Source organism: Ruegeria sp. AG1 (assembly GCF_056541705.1).
The window spans coordinates 202861-215174 of record NZ_JBQFYU010000001.1 but is presented as its reverse complement, the minus strand read 5'-3'; the positions used below and the strand labels follow the sequence as shown (position 1 = coordinate 215174).

The following is a 12314-nucleotide window of genomic DNA, read 5'->3' as shown; positions in this document are numbered from 1 at the left end:
ACGCTATGAAATCCCGGCACGTGTCAAAAACAGGTGTCGGGATTTTGCTATTCGGGGCGTGAATAGGCAGCCCGAGCGCAAAGAATCTTTTAGGGTCGCCGGAAACACTCTCGAAAAGGGTCGGATCATGGACCGCAAACTCCTCCTCATCATTCTGGACGGCGTCCCGTGGCGCAACTTCCGCCGGTTGTTCGGCAACCTCGAAGGCTGGGTCGATAGTGGTGAGGCCCGCGTATGGAAGCTCCGCTCGGTCCTGCCATCGACCTCGGCCAGTTGCTATGCCTCGATCCACACGGGCGTGACCCCGCAGGAACATGGCTGTACCGGCAACGGCAATGTCTTCCGCCTGAGCCATAAGGACGTGTTCAGCCAGGTCCGCGAGGCCGGAGGCGTGACCGGAGCCGTCACCCACAGCTATTGGTCGCAGTTCTTCAACCGTCATCCGTTCGACTATGTGCGCGACGTGGAATATGACGAGCCGGAGAGTAAGACCATCAACCATGGCCGGTTTCACAGCATGACCGGCTATGGCAAGGCCAACCAGATGACGCCCTGCGACGTCGATCTATTTGCCACCCTGACGAACCTGTGCCTGCGCCATGGGTTGGACTACGGCATCCTGCACACCTGCACCTTGGACAGCATGGGTCATCGCTTCTTCCACGATTGCGAGGAAATGGACCACGCCTGCTTCGTGATGGATGAGATGCTGGCACCCTTCATCCCGAACTGGCGCAAACTGGGCTATGAGGTCATCGTCACCGCCGATCACGGGCAGGACGAACGCGGTCACCACGGCGGGCGCAGCCCGTTGCAACAGGAAACCGCGCTCTACTACTTTGGCGACGCAGAAGGCCCAGAGGCCGATACCGTGATCGACCAGCTACAGCTTGCCCCCACCATCCTGACCCGAATGGGCGCGCCGCTTGCGGACACGATGAAGGCCAAGCCCTTCCTGAGCTGATCAAAGCACTTCGCTGCCACATACGGCGGCAGGAATGTCCTGAACTTGGCAGGGCATTCCTGTTCTAATCTGGAACCCAGATGGATTAGTCGTAGGACCAGATCCCCTGCCCTAGCGCCTCAATGGCGATGGAAATCCGTTCGAAACTATCTGCGGCGCGCTTGACCGAGATTCGGGCGCGCAGATAGCCATGGACGAGGCCGAGTTCGTTGATCCATTCTGCCCGTCCTCCGGCGGATTGGATCGCAGCGCAATAATCTGATCCATCATCCCTGAGGGGGTCGCAATCGGCGGTGATGACAACGGTCGGTGGCAAGCTCGAGAAATCGGTATCCTGAAGCGGGGCAAAACTTGGATCACCGCTCGGGGCTGGCCCTCCGCATCTGACGGTTTCGTAGAACTTAACATCCTCAAGCGTCAGCAACGGGGCATGAGCGTGTTCGATATACGAGCCTATGGATGTATCACCGCCCAGCCCTGGGTAGATCAGGACCTGCCCCAAGATGTCCCCTAGCCGACCTCGCGCGTGGTGAGCGACAGCTGCGGCCAAATTGCCCCCTGCGCTGTCACCAGCCAAGATCATCGGGTCGCCAAACTCTTCCGCCGCCCAGTTTACGGCAGTCCAACAATCCTGAAACTGGGCCGGATGTACGTGTTCGGGGCACAGGCGGTAGTCGACGGCGACAATCCGGTATCCGGTCTGGGCGCAAATCTCGGCGCAGACATCATCGTGGCTATCCAGCCCGCCAACGACGAAACCGCCGCCATGGAAATAGACGACGGTTCGTGTCGGTTGCCCTTCGGTATAAAGGCGGACCGGCACGCCATTGGCAGATAGGTCCTGCACTTCCACCCCTTCGGGTCGCGGCTGGCGAAAGTCCTGACACATCGTGTCATAGACTTTGCGCTGGTCTTCGATTGACAGATCCACCGCATCGTCAGGATAGCTTTCAGCCGTGCGTCTTATGAACGCCCAAGTTTCCTCATCAATCAGACGTTCATAATCCATGTTCCCTCCCGGTTAGGCTGCCCACTCCCACGGCCGGGTATACGCGCCCAGCACTTTGCTGACATCGTCCTCGGATGTGCCGTTCGCGTCAAGCTGTGCGACAAGGCCACGCTTCTTGTCGTCGATGACCGAGACGACACGGGCATCAACGCCAGCTTGCTCAAGCGCGCCATTGTAGATCCGGGTGATCGCGTGCTTGCGCAGATCAGGTTTGAACACCTTACCAACGGCAGTCTTGGGCAATTCGGTCAGAATTGTCATGTGCTTGGGCTGAGCCGCGCGTTCATGAACATGGACCTTACAGAACTCCATCAACGCCTCTTCGGTCACCGAAGCTCCCTCCACCAGTTCTACGAATGCGCAAGGCACCTCACCGGAATGGGCGTCGGGCTGACCAATGGCACCTGCGAAGGCCACGGCCTCATGCCCCAGCAGGGCCTCTTCGATCTCGGCAGGGTCAATATTGTGTCCGCCACGAATGATCAGGTCCTTGGCACGTCCGGTGATCCAGAGGTACCCGTCCTCGTCAAAACGGCCTAGATCGCCTGTGCGCAGATACTTGTCGTAGTGGTACAGGTTCTCGTTCTTGTCGGTTTCGGTATAGGTATTGCCCGCAAAGACACCGGGGTTCGAAACGCAGATTTCGCCAATCTCATCCACCGCGCATTCCTTTGGCCCGTCCGGACTGTCCTGCAGGATTTTGACATCTGTGTAGGGGAAGGGAATCCCGATCGAGCCGATCTTTTTCTCACCATCCACCGGGTTGCACGAGACAAGGCAGGTGGCCTCGGTCAGGCCATAGCCTTCGACGATAGTCACGCCTGTTGCCTCTTCGAACCGCCGGAACAGTTCCACCGGCAGCGGGGCTGAGCCGGAGAACGCCGTTTTCACCGAGGAAATATCAGCATCCACGGGTCGTTGCATCTTGGCCGAGATCGCGGTGGGCACGGTGATGATGAAACTGACCTTCCACCGTTCGATCAGCTTCCAGAAATTGTCGAACACGCCATCGCCGCGATATCCCTGAGGTGTCGGGAAGATCACATGCGCGCCCGAGGACACGGCCGCCATCCAGATCACATGCACGGCAAAGACGTGGAACATAGGCAGCGGGCACATGATGACGTCGTTTTCGTCGAACAACAGCGTATTGCCCAGCCAGCCATTGTAGATCAGGCCCGAATATTTGTGCTGCGCCACCTTTGGCATGCCGGTCGTGCCGCCTGTGTGGAAGTAACAGGCCACCCGGTCCTCGGTGCTGTCTGCGAAGGTCAGGGTCGTGGGCTGTTTGGCCAATTCCTGATTGAAGTTCTTATAGTCCGCATGCGCGAGCTTTGCCTTGTCGCCCATTTTCGGCCGCAGGAAGGGAACGATCCAGGACTTCGGCGGCGTCAGATAGCGGTTCAGGTCAATCTCGAGAACGGTGTTGACCTTGGGCGCATGGCGCACGGCCTCTTCTACCTTCTGCGCCACATCCGTTTTCGGGAAGGACTTGAGCGTGACGACAACCTTGGCACCCGTCTCGCGCAGAATGGCGGCGATCTGTTCCGGCTCGAGCAGCGGGTTGATCGGGTTTACGATACCGGCCACGGCACCGCCCATCAGGGTCACCAGCGTCTCGTTACAATTGGGCAGGATATAGGCCACCACGTCGTTTTCGCCGATCCCGAGCGAGCGAAACAGATTGGCCGCCTGATTGACCTGCCCCAGAAGGTTGGACCATGTCAGCGTCTCGGCCTTGTCATTCGGACCTGAAAACAGCTGAAAACTGACCGCGTTGTGGTTTGGAAATTTCTCTGCCGTGCGCGATAGCAGCTGGTGGAACGTCACCGGCAGGTCGCGGTCCTCCCATGCCATTTCCTGTTCAATACGCGCTTTGTCTTCCTTGCCAACAAAGGCCATGTGGCTCCTCCCCGTGTTTTATTCTCCCGCGCGCCACACGCGGAGTGATCTTACCTCAGATGGGATCACAACCTTGGCGGCGCAAGCAAGGGCTTAGCGAGGGAAAAGTTGAAAATGTAGAATGACGCTACGGCGAAACGGCGATTGCCGGAGCGTCACTTTATTCCGCAGCGACACCGTCAGTGAACTGAAGACGGGCCAAGCGGGCGTAAAGACCTCCTTGCGCCACCAGATCGTCATGCGTGCCTTGGGCGACGATGCGACCGGCCTCCAGCACCACAATGCGATCTGCCTTTTTCACGGTAGCCAGCCGGTGCGCCACGATCAGGGTCGTGCGTCCGGCGCGCATCTGATCCACCGCGCCCTGTACAGCCCGTTCGCTTTCCGCATCCAGCGCCGAGGTCGCCTCGTCCAGCAACAGAACAGGCGCATCCCGCAAAATGGCGCGTGCAATAGCGATCCGCTGTTTCTGCCCGCCGGACAGCATCACTCCCCGTTCGCCAACGAAACTGTCATAGCCTTCGGGCAGTGCCGCGATGAAGTCATGCGCGGCAGCAGCACGCGCGGCGGCCTCGACCTCGGCGTCTGAGGCATCCAGACGACCAAAGCGGATATTGTCACGGGCCGAGGCGGCAAAAATCACCGGATCCTGCGGGACCAGCGCCATATGCTGGCGGAAATCTGCCCGGTTCAGGTTTTGCAGATCCATGCCATCCAGCATCACGCGCCCCGAGTTCGGGTCGTAAAACCGCTGGAGCAACTGAACCACCGTTGTTTTTCCCGCGCCCGAGGGGCCAACGAAGGCAACCGTCTCGCCGGGATTGACCTGCAGGCTGAGCTCGTCCAGCGCCACCACATCGGGCCGCGCAGGATAGCGGAAGGTGACCTCTTCGAACTTGATCTCTCCGCGCACCGGTTGCGGCAACGGTTTTGCTTGGGACGGGTCGATCACCGTGTCTTCGGCATTCAACAGCTCAACCAACCGTTCAGTGGCCCCTGCAGCACGCTGAAGCTCGCTCCAGATCTCGGACAGGGCAGCAACAGAGCCTGCCATGATGACCGAGTAGATGACGAACTGGATCAGAACCCCTTCGGTCATTACCCCGTTGCGCACGTCGTTGGCCCCCATCCACAGCACTCCAACGATGCCTGAGAAGACCAGAAAGATTACGATGACCGTCAGAACGGCCCGCGTCTGGATGCGGCGTAGCGAAACGACATACGAGGTCTCAGTCATGTCGCCGAATTGCTGGCGGCTTGCGCGTTCGTGGGTGAAGGCCTGCACGGTCTGTACCGCCCCCAGCGCTTCTCCCGCGTTGCCTGAAGAGGCCGCGATCCAGTCCTGATTCTCGCGGCTGATGGCTCGGAGCCTGCGGCCCAGCACCAGAATTGGCACCACAACAACGGGGATCAGCAGCAGAACCAGCGCTGTCAGCTTGGCCGAGGTTAACAGCATCAACACCAACCCTCCGACAAACATCAGCAGGTTGCGCAGGGCAATCGAGACAGATGACCCGATCACCGATTGAATCAGCGTCGTGTCGGTGGTGATCCGGCTCAGGACCTCTCCGGTCATGATGCGTTCGTAGAACTCGGGGCTCATACCGATGACGCGGTCAAAGACGGCCTTTCGAATATCGGCGACCACGCGTTCCCCCAGACGGGTGACAAGCGCGTAGCGGATGCCGGTGCCCACGGCGAGAATACCGGCGATACCCAGCGCGGCCAGGAAATACCAGTCCAGCAGCTCTCCGTCCTGAATGCGGAAGTTGTCCACCACGCGACGCACGGCCAAGGGCAAGGTCAGCGTCATACCAGCCGTCAGGACCAGCGCCAGTGTCGCTCCTAGCATCAACAGGCGATACGACTTCATGAACGGCCAAAGCGATGCCAAGACGCCCAGCTTTTTCGAGCCTGCTCTTTCTTCGCTGGCGCCCGGCGCGGATGCGGTCGTCGTGCTGGCTGTCTGTCTCGCCATGTACGGCCCTTATGTGTTCAATGCGGAGTTGCTGTTTCTTGGCGATACTGGCCCGTAGGGTCAAGAAGCCGTGCACAAAATGCACAGAGGACCGGGCTATTTGACGCAGAGATGTAGGGCTGAGTTGGAGCGGGTAGACGGAATCGAACCGACATAGCCTGCTTGGAAGGCAGGGGCTTTACCATTAAGCTATACCCGCTCAGCGCTTGGGTTGAGTAATCCAAGCATCTGGGGGCGTCAAGAACCGAAATCACGCCGGGCGTGCATTTCCTTGGGGCGGCGGGTCTGTCAGATATCCTCGCCCGGCGGCTCCAGCGCGCCGCCCGGTTCCAGCAAGGCCCGCTCGGACAGCCATGGGTTCAGCTCAAGGGCCGCAGTCAGGGCAGAACGGGCCTCATCCAACCGCCGCAGACCCAGCAACGTCAGGGCGCGACCGCTCATGGCCGCGATGTGATTAGGGGAAAGCTCCAGTGCCCGATCCAGATCAACCAAGGCCGAAGGAAAGTCTTGCCGCAGGAAATTGACGAAAGCACGTTGGTTGTACCCTTCGGCATAGTCCGGGCAGTAGACCACCAGCGCGTCCAGCTCCTGCAAAGCGCCCAGAAGATCCGATGCCTCGCGCCGCGCCATGCCACGATCCAACAGCGTCTGAGCGCGCAGATCGGGGGCATCGGTCCATAACTCCCACATCTGGTTGGAGATCCCACGCGCTTCGGACTGCGACTCGGCCTGCTGAATTTGTGCAATCAGCGCGCCCATCCCTGCCGAATGGTCCGGCGCGGACGGGCAGGATTGCGCAAAAGCGGGAGTTGTGAGCCAAAGGGCAAAGACAGGTGCTATGAACGTGCGGATCATAGACCAAGTGTGACGCACAATCCGCTTTGGTCAAGTTTTGCGGTCGATGCCCCCTAGCAAACCGGTTTCCTTCACCGCCTCCATCGCAACAAAGGTCGAAGTATTGGCCACATGCGGAAGGGATGAGATCTTCTCGGCCAGCACCGCGCGGTATTCTGACATGGACCCGGTGCGGACCTTCAGCAAATAGTCGAAATTCGACGCGATCATATGGGCTTGCTCGATCTCCGCGATCTTGCGGACCGCGGCATTGAACTCGGCCAGCGCTTTTTCCCGCGTGTCAGTCATGCGCACTTCGACAAAGGCCACGTGATCCAGCCCCAAACGGATCGGATCCAACATTGCCCGGTATCCTGTAATCACCCCGTCGGTCTCAAGCCGCTTCAACCGCGCCTGAGTCGGCGATTTCGACAACCCGATCCGTCGCGCCAGATCCGCGACCGAGATGCGCCCGTCTTCGGCCAGAGCCTGCAGAATCGCGCGATCAAAGCGGTCGAGGTTCGGAAAGTCCATTTGCATCGCAACACCGTTAGAAATCAGTTCATTTGACCTATGTATGCCAAAACTTGGTCCGTTGTCCCGGAAAATTGCGTGTACACTAACAAAAACGCCCGGAGGAACCATGTCTCACAGCCTGCGCACATCCATCGACACCCACACCTATGCCGATCAATCGACCGTTCTGCAGGAATTGACCGACCAGGCCGCCCTGTCCGAGGCGGACCGCCGCGCCATCTGCGACGCCGCCGCTCAGTTGGTTCGCGATATCCGCTCCAGCACTTCGCCCGGCATGATGGAGGTGTTTCTGGCCGAATACGGCCTGTCCACCGACGAAGGCGTGGCGCTGATGTGTCTGGCCGAGGCGCTGTTGCGGGTACCTGATGCAGATACGATTGATGCGTTGATCGAAGACAAGATCGCGCCCTCAGACTGGGGTAAACATTTGGGACAGTCCTCATCCTCGCTGGTCAACGCCTCGACCTGGGCCTTGATGCTGACTGGCAAGGTGTTGGATGAGGGCAAAGCCTCGCCCGTCAGCGCCATCCGCGGGGCGATCAAGCGGCTGGGTGAGCCGGTCATCCGCACCGCTGTTGGACGCGCGATGAAGGAGATGGGGCGTCAGTTCGTTCTGGGCGAGACCATTCAATCGGCCATGGATCGCGCCAGCGGAATGGAGGCCAAAGGCTACACCTACTCCTACGACATGCTGGGCGAAGCGGCCCGGACCGAGGCCGACGCCGCCCGCTATCACCTGTCCTATTCGCGCGCCATCGCCGCCATTGCCGAGGCGTGTACCCATGACGACATCCGCGCCAATCCCGGCATCTCGGTCAAGCTGTCCGCCCTGCATCCGCGCTATGAACTAGCGCAGGAGGCGCGTGTCATGGACGAACTTGTCCCCCGCCTGCGCGCGCTGGCCCTGCTGGCCAAGGCTGCCGGCATGGGCCTGAATGTGGACGCCGAGGAGGCCGACCGGCTGTCCCTGTCCCTGCAAGTAATCGAGGAGGTCATGGCCGAGCCTGCCTTGGCCGGTTGGGATGGGTTCGGCATCGTGGTTCAGGCTTACGGCCCGCGTGCCGGTTTGGTTCTGGATACGCTTTACGACATGGCCCAGCGTCATGATCGCAAGCTGATGGTGCGGCTGGTCAAAGGCGCCTATTGGGATACAGAGATCAAGCGCGCGCAGGTCGAAGGGGTCGATGGCTTTCCGGTCTTTACTCAAAAGGCCGCGACCGATGTCTCGTATATCGCCAATGCCCGCAAGCTGCTGGGCATGACTGACCGGATCTATCCGCAATTTGCCACGCATAACGCTCATACTGTCAGCGCGATCCTGCATATGGCCGAGGGGCAGCCGTTCGAGTTCCAGCGCCTGCATGGGATGGGCGAAACGCTGCACGGGCTGGTATTGGACAAACACAAAACCCGCTGCCGTATCTACGCGCCGGTCGGGGCGCATCGCGATTTGCTGGCCTATCTGGTCCGGCGTCTGCTGGAGAACGGCGCGAACTCATCCTTCGTGAACCAGATTGTAGATGAGGCCGTCCCACCGGAAGAGGTCGCCACTGATCCGTTCACCGCGATTGAGACACCGCCCGCGCCTCTACCCACCGGGCCAGAGCTGTTTTTGCCCGAGCGCCCCAACTCCAAGGGCTTTGATCTGCACCACACGCCGACGCTGGACCAGATCGACGCAGCGCGGGATCGGTTCCAAGCAACTGATTGGCGCGCGGAGCCTTTGCTGTCCGAGGACGCGAAACCCATGGCTGAAGAGCCGGTGATTAACCCGGCCAAACCCCAGGACAAGCCCGGCACAGTTGCGTCGACCAGTATTGCGGATGTGGAGCTTGCCCTGGCCTCGGCCAGCCCATGGCTAGCCCCGGCAGAGCAACGCGCCAAAGCTCTGAACGCAGCCGCCGACCTGTATGAGGCCCATTTCGGAGAACTCTTCGCCGTTCTGGCACGCGAGGCGGGGAAATCCCTGCCCGATGCCGTTGCCGAGCTGCGCGAAGCGGTGGATTTCCTGCGCTACTACGCGGCGAACATCCCCGATGCCAAACCGGCTGGGGTCTTCACCTGTATCAGCCCGTGGAACTTCCCCCTGGCGATTTTCACCGGACAGATTTCGGCGGCTTTGGCAACCGGCAACGCCGTCCTCGCCAAACCCGCGCCGCAGACGCCTCTGATCGCGCATCGCGCGGTGCAGCTGTTGCACGAGGCCGGAGTTCCCCGCGATGTGTTGCAACTGCTACCAGGCGGACCAGAGGTCGGGGCCGCGCTCACCTCGGATGCGCGCGTCTCGGGTGTGGCGTTCACCGGATCAACGGCGACGGCGTTGAAAATCCGCTCGGCCATGGCACAGAACATGCGACCCGGCACACCTCTGATCGCTGAGACAGGTGGTTTGAACGCGATGATCGTGGACAGCACGGCGCTGCCGGAACAGGCGGTGCAATCCATCATCGAAAGCGCGTTTCAATCAGCTGGTCAGCGCTGCTCAGCCCTGCGCAGTCTCTATCTGCAAGAGGATATCGCCGAGGATGTGCTGACCATGCTCAAAGGCGCGATGGATGCGCTGCAGGTCGGTGATCCGTGGCTGATCTCAACTGATTGCGGGCCGGTCATTGATGAGACCGCGCGTCAGGGAATCGCGGACCATGTCGCGAAAGCCCGTGCAGAAGGGCGCGTTCTGAAAGAACTCAACACGCCGCCCGAGGGGACATTCATTGCCCCCACCCTGATCGAAATCGGCAGCATCGCCGATTTGGAACGTGAAATATTCGGCCCGGTTCTGCATGTCGCTCGCTTCAAAGCGCAAGAGATCGACGCGGTAATCGCCGACATCAACGCCACTGGTTACGGGTTGACCTTCGGCCTGCACACTCGCATCGACGACCGGGTTCAGCATGTGACCGAGGCGATCCACGCGGGCAATGTCTATGTGAACCGCAACCAGATCGGCGCCATCGTGGGATCTCAGCCTTTCGGAGGCGAGGGGCTTTCGGGCACTGGTCCCAAAGCGGGTGGGCCGAACTACATGGCCCGGTTCTGCGCGCCGGATCGTCAGAGCACCTCAGAGACATGGCAGGCAACTGCGGAATTGCCCGCGCCGAAAGGGCAACCGGCCCCGGTTCGAACCCAAACCCTGCCCGGACCTACGGGGGAATCAAACCGGTTGTCTGAATTTGCCCGGCCTCCGCTGTTATGTCTCGGCCCCGGCGAGAGCGCTGCTCGCGCTCAGTCGGATGCGGTTCTGGCTTTGGGTGGGACGGCGATTGAGGCGACGGGCATGCTGGACCTGCATCGTCTGGAAAACCTCACCGGCTTTGCGGGCGTTCTGTGGTGGGGTGACGAGGAAACCGCCCGTCAGATCGAACATCATCTGGCGCGGCGCGACGGGCCGATCCTGCCCATGATCCCCGGCCTGCCGGATCGTACGCGGGTGCTGGCGGAACGCCATGTCTGCGTCGACACAACGGCGGCGGGCGGCAATGCGGCGCTGTTGGGTGGTGCGGCATAACCTGACCTTGACGCTGGGCGCGGAAAAGCCCAGCGTCGCGCCATGTTTCCGATCCGAGATCACAACCCCTCGGGGCGCACGCCCTATGTCGTCTACGCCCTTCTGGCGGCGAATATCCTGATCTTCGTCAGCTATGTCGGGATCACGGACAACGCACGGGTGCTTCAGCAGTTCTATTTCGACTACGCAATCATTCCCGCCCGTAGCGCCGAAGGGGTCGCACTCGAGACCTTCGTGACCTCGATGTTCCTGCATGGCGGCTGGATGCATCTGGCGGGCAACATGCTGTTTCTTTGGATTTTCGGCGATAATCTGGAAGACGAAATGGGCCACCTGCCCTTTCTGCTGTTCTACCTTGTCGCTGGGATCGGAGCCGGGCTGATCCATGTGATCTCCGAGCCCGACTCGGTAGTGCCCACAATCGGAGCCTCCGGGGCGATTGCTGGCGTGATGGGCGGGTACCTACTGCTTTTCCCCAAAGCCCGCGTGGATATTCTGCTGATCCTAATCGTCTATTTCCGGGTCTTTAGCATCCCGGCCTTCGTGATGCTCGGGGTTTGGCTAGCACTGCAGTTTTTTGGCAGTCTCTCAAGCAACCCCGAAGAGGGCGGAGTTGCCTATTGGGCGCATACCGGTGGGTTCTTCGTGGGGCTGATCCTGTGCATCCCGCTCTGGCTGAAACGCGGAGGACCAGCCTACTGGGACCGCACGCACGGCCATCCGCCTCACCCCGAGACGAAATACAAGCTGTCGCAATCACGGATCCCACGCGTGCCGCGCAGGTAAAAGCGTTTAGCCCCGAATTACCTTGGCAAAGCCGTCAAAGATTGGCTCGTTGGCGCAAATGACCTCGCCATCTTCCAGAATGCTGCCTTCGGGGTTCAAGGGCTGAACCAAACCACCGGCCTCTTTCACGATGATGATCCCGGCGGCCAAGTCCCATGCGTTCAAGCGGCGCTCCCAAAAGCCCTCGTAGCGACCAGCCGCCACATAAGCCATGTCGAGCGCGGCTGCGCCCCAGCGGCGCACGCCAGCACATGTGGGCATCAGGCGCGCCAGATCTTGCAGTGTGGCAGGCAGATCCGAGCGACCACCGAAAGGCAAACCGGTCGAGAAAACAGACTCGATCATGCGGTGACGGCCTGAGACACGGATGCGCATATCGTTCATCCAGGCGCCCTCGCCTTTTTCGGCGAAGAACATCTCGTCCTTGGCGGCGTCGTAGATCACACCGGCGACGATTTTACCTTTGTGCTCCAGCGCGATCGAAATCGCCCAGTGCGGCAACCCGTGCAGGAAGTTGGTGGTGCCGTCCAGCGGATCAACGATCCAGCGGCGGGTCGGGTCCTCGCCGTCAATCGCGCCGCCCTCTTCGGCCAGCCAGCCATAGGTTGGACGCGCACCCAGAAGTTCCTCTTTCAGAATGGCTTCGGCGGCGATATCGGCCTTGGACACAAAATCGCCCGCGCCCTTCATCGACACCTGCAGGTTCTCGACTTCACGGAAATCCTTGACCAGAGACCGCCCCGCCTTGCGCGCGGCTTTGATCATGATGTTGAGATTTGCACTGCCAACCATTGTGAAA

Annotated in this window: 10 protein-coding genes and 1 tRNA gene; 4 read left to right on the top strand and 7 right to left on the bottom strand. The window is 60.5% G+C overall.

Going from position 1 to position 12314, the window contains the following annotated elements; translation table 11 throughout:
* Positions 1–127 precede the first annotated feature (127 nt).
* Positions 128–964 (top strand): alkaline phosphatase family protein, encoded by an 837-nt coding sequence (locus ACR0B5_RS01030; RefSeq protein WP_170637354.1) that lies wholly within the window; start codon positions 128–130, stop codon positions 962–964.
* An 85-nt stretch (positions 965–1049) separates the two neighbouring features.
* Here ACR0B5_RS01030 and ACR0B5_RS01025 read toward each other — a convergent pair whose 3' ends face one another.
* From ACR0B5_RS01025 to ACR0B5_RS01015, 3 genes are all read right to left on the bottom strand, one after another.
* Positions 1050–1973: an alpha/beta hydrolase gene (locus ACR0B5_RS01025; protein ID WP_480537814.1), complete on the bottom strand. Its 924-nt coding sequence runs from the start codon at positions 1971–1973 to the stop codon at positions 1050–1052.
* A 12-nt stretch (positions 1974–1985) separates the two neighbouring features.
* Complete coding sequence (locus tag ACR0B5_RS01020; RefSeq protein WP_170468173.1) at positions 1986–3875, bottom strand: acyl-CoA synthetase; 1890 nt, start codon at positions 3873–3875, stop codon at positions 1986–1988.
* Between the two features lie 160 nt (positions 3876–4035).
* The gene (locus ACR0B5_RS01015) at positions 4036–5748 is read right to left on the bottom strand and encodes an ABC transporter transmembrane domain-containing protein (protein WP_480537812.1); all 1713 of its coding nucleotides are present in this window, start codon (positions 5746–5748) and stop codon (positions 4036–4038) included.
* On the opposite strand from ACR0B5_RS01015, the gene ACR0B5_RS01010 reads away from it, so the two are divergent.
* Positions 5747–5911, top strand: a complete 165-nt coding sequence (locus tag ACR0B5_RS01010) for a hypothetical protein (protein ID WP_480537810.1) — start codon at positions 5747–5749, stop codon at positions 5909–5911. The two genes, ACR0B5_RS01015 and ACR0B5_RS01010, sit on opposite strands and share 2 nt — an antisense overlap.
* A 67-nt stretch (positions 5912–5978) precedes the next feature.
* On the opposite strand, the gene ACR0B5_RS01005 is transcribed toward ACR0B5_RS01010, so the two are convergent.
* From ACR0B5_RS01005 to ACR0B5_RS00995, 3 genes are all read right to left on the bottom strand, one after another.
* Positions 5979–6052, bottom strand: a tRNA-Gly gene (locus ACR0B5_RS01005).
* 89 nt (positions 6053–6141) lie between these two features.
* Complete coding sequence (locus tag ACR0B5_RS01000) at positions 6142–6708, bottom strand: tetratricopeptide repeat protein (RefSeq protein ID WP_170374785.1); 567 nt, start codon at positions 6706–6708, stop codon at positions 6142–6144.
* A 30-nt stretch (positions 6709–6738) separates the two neighbouring features.
* Positions 6739–7227, bottom strand: coding sequence for an Lrp/AsnC family transcriptional regulator (locus ACR0B5_RS00995; RefSeq protein WP_480537807.1), 489 nt, complete (start codon positions 7225–7227; stop codon positions 6739–6741).
* Positions 7228–7330: 103 nt separating this feature from the next.
* Between ACR0B5_RS00995 and putA the strand changes: the two genes are divergently transcribed.
* Together putA and ACR0B5_RS00985 are read left to right on the top strand one after the other, a co-directional pair.
* On the top strand, positions 7331–10729 hold the full coding sequence (gene putA, locus ACR0B5_RS00990; protein ID WP_480537805.1) for a bifunctional proline dehydrogenase/L-glutamate gamma-semialdehyde dehydrogenase PutA: 3399 nt from the start codon (positions 7331–7333) through the stop codon (positions 10727–10729).
* A 42-nt stretch (positions 10730–10771) separates the two neighbouring features.
* On the top strand, positions 10772–11515 hold the full coding sequence (locus ACR0B5_RS00985; protein WP_480537803.1) for a rhomboid family intramembrane serine protease: 744 nt from the start codon (positions 10772–10774) through the stop codon (positions 11513–11515).
* A 6-nt stretch (positions 11516–11521) separates the two neighbouring features.
* On the opposite strand, the gene ACR0B5_RS00980 is transcribed toward ACR0B5_RS00985, so the two are convergent.
* Entirely contained in the window at positions 11522–12307 is a 786-nt protein-coding gene (locus tag ACR0B5_RS00980) for an inositol monophosphatase family protein (protein WP_170468209.1), read from the bottom strand.
* Positions 12308–12314: the final 7 nt, after the last annotated feature.

Excerpts from the sequence above, each read along its gene's own strand:
- ACR0B5_RS00995 (WP_480537807.1), bottom strand. The coding sequence starts at position 7,227 with ATGCAAATGGACTTTCCGAACCTCGACCGCTTTGATCGCGCGATTCTG.
- ACR0B5_RS01000 (WP_170374785.1), bottom strand. The coding sequence starts at position 6,708 with ATGATCCGCACGTTCATAGCACCTGTCTTTGCCCTTTGGCTCACAACT.
- ACR0B5_RS01010 (WP_480537810.1), top strand. The coding sequence starts at position 5,747 with ATGAACGGCCAAAGCGATGCCAAGACGCCCAGCTTTTTCGAGCCTGCT.
- ACR0B5_RS01020 (WP_170468173.1), bottom strand. The coding sequence starts at position 3,875 with ATGGCCTTTGTTGGCAAGGAAGACAAAGCGCGTATTGAACAGGAAATG.
- ACR0B5_RS01025 (WP_480537814.1), bottom strand. The coding sequence starts at position 1,973 with ATGGATTATGAACGTCTGATTGATGAGGAAACTTGGGCGTTCATAAGA.
- ACR0B5_RS00980 (WP_170468209.1), bottom strand. The coding sequence starts at position 12,307 with ATGGTTGGCAGTGCAAATCTCAACATCATGATCAAAGCCGCGCGCAAG.
- ACR0B5_RS00985 (WP_480537803.1), top strand. The coding sequence starts at position 10,772 with ATGTTTCCGATCCGAGATCACAACCCCTCGGGGCGCACGCCCTATGTC.
- putA (WP_480537805.1), top strand. The coding sequence starts at position 7,331 with ATGTCTCACAGCCTGCGCACATCCATCGACACCCACACCTATGCCGAT.
- ACR0B5_RS01030 (WP_170637354.1), top strand. The coding sequence starts at position 128 with ATGGACCGCAAACTCCTCCTCATCATTCTGGACGGCGTCCCGTGGCGC.
- ACR0B5_RS01015 (WP_480537812.1), bottom strand. The coding sequence starts at position 5,748 with ATGAAGTCGTATCGCCTGTTGATGCTAGGAGCGACACTGGCGCTGGTC.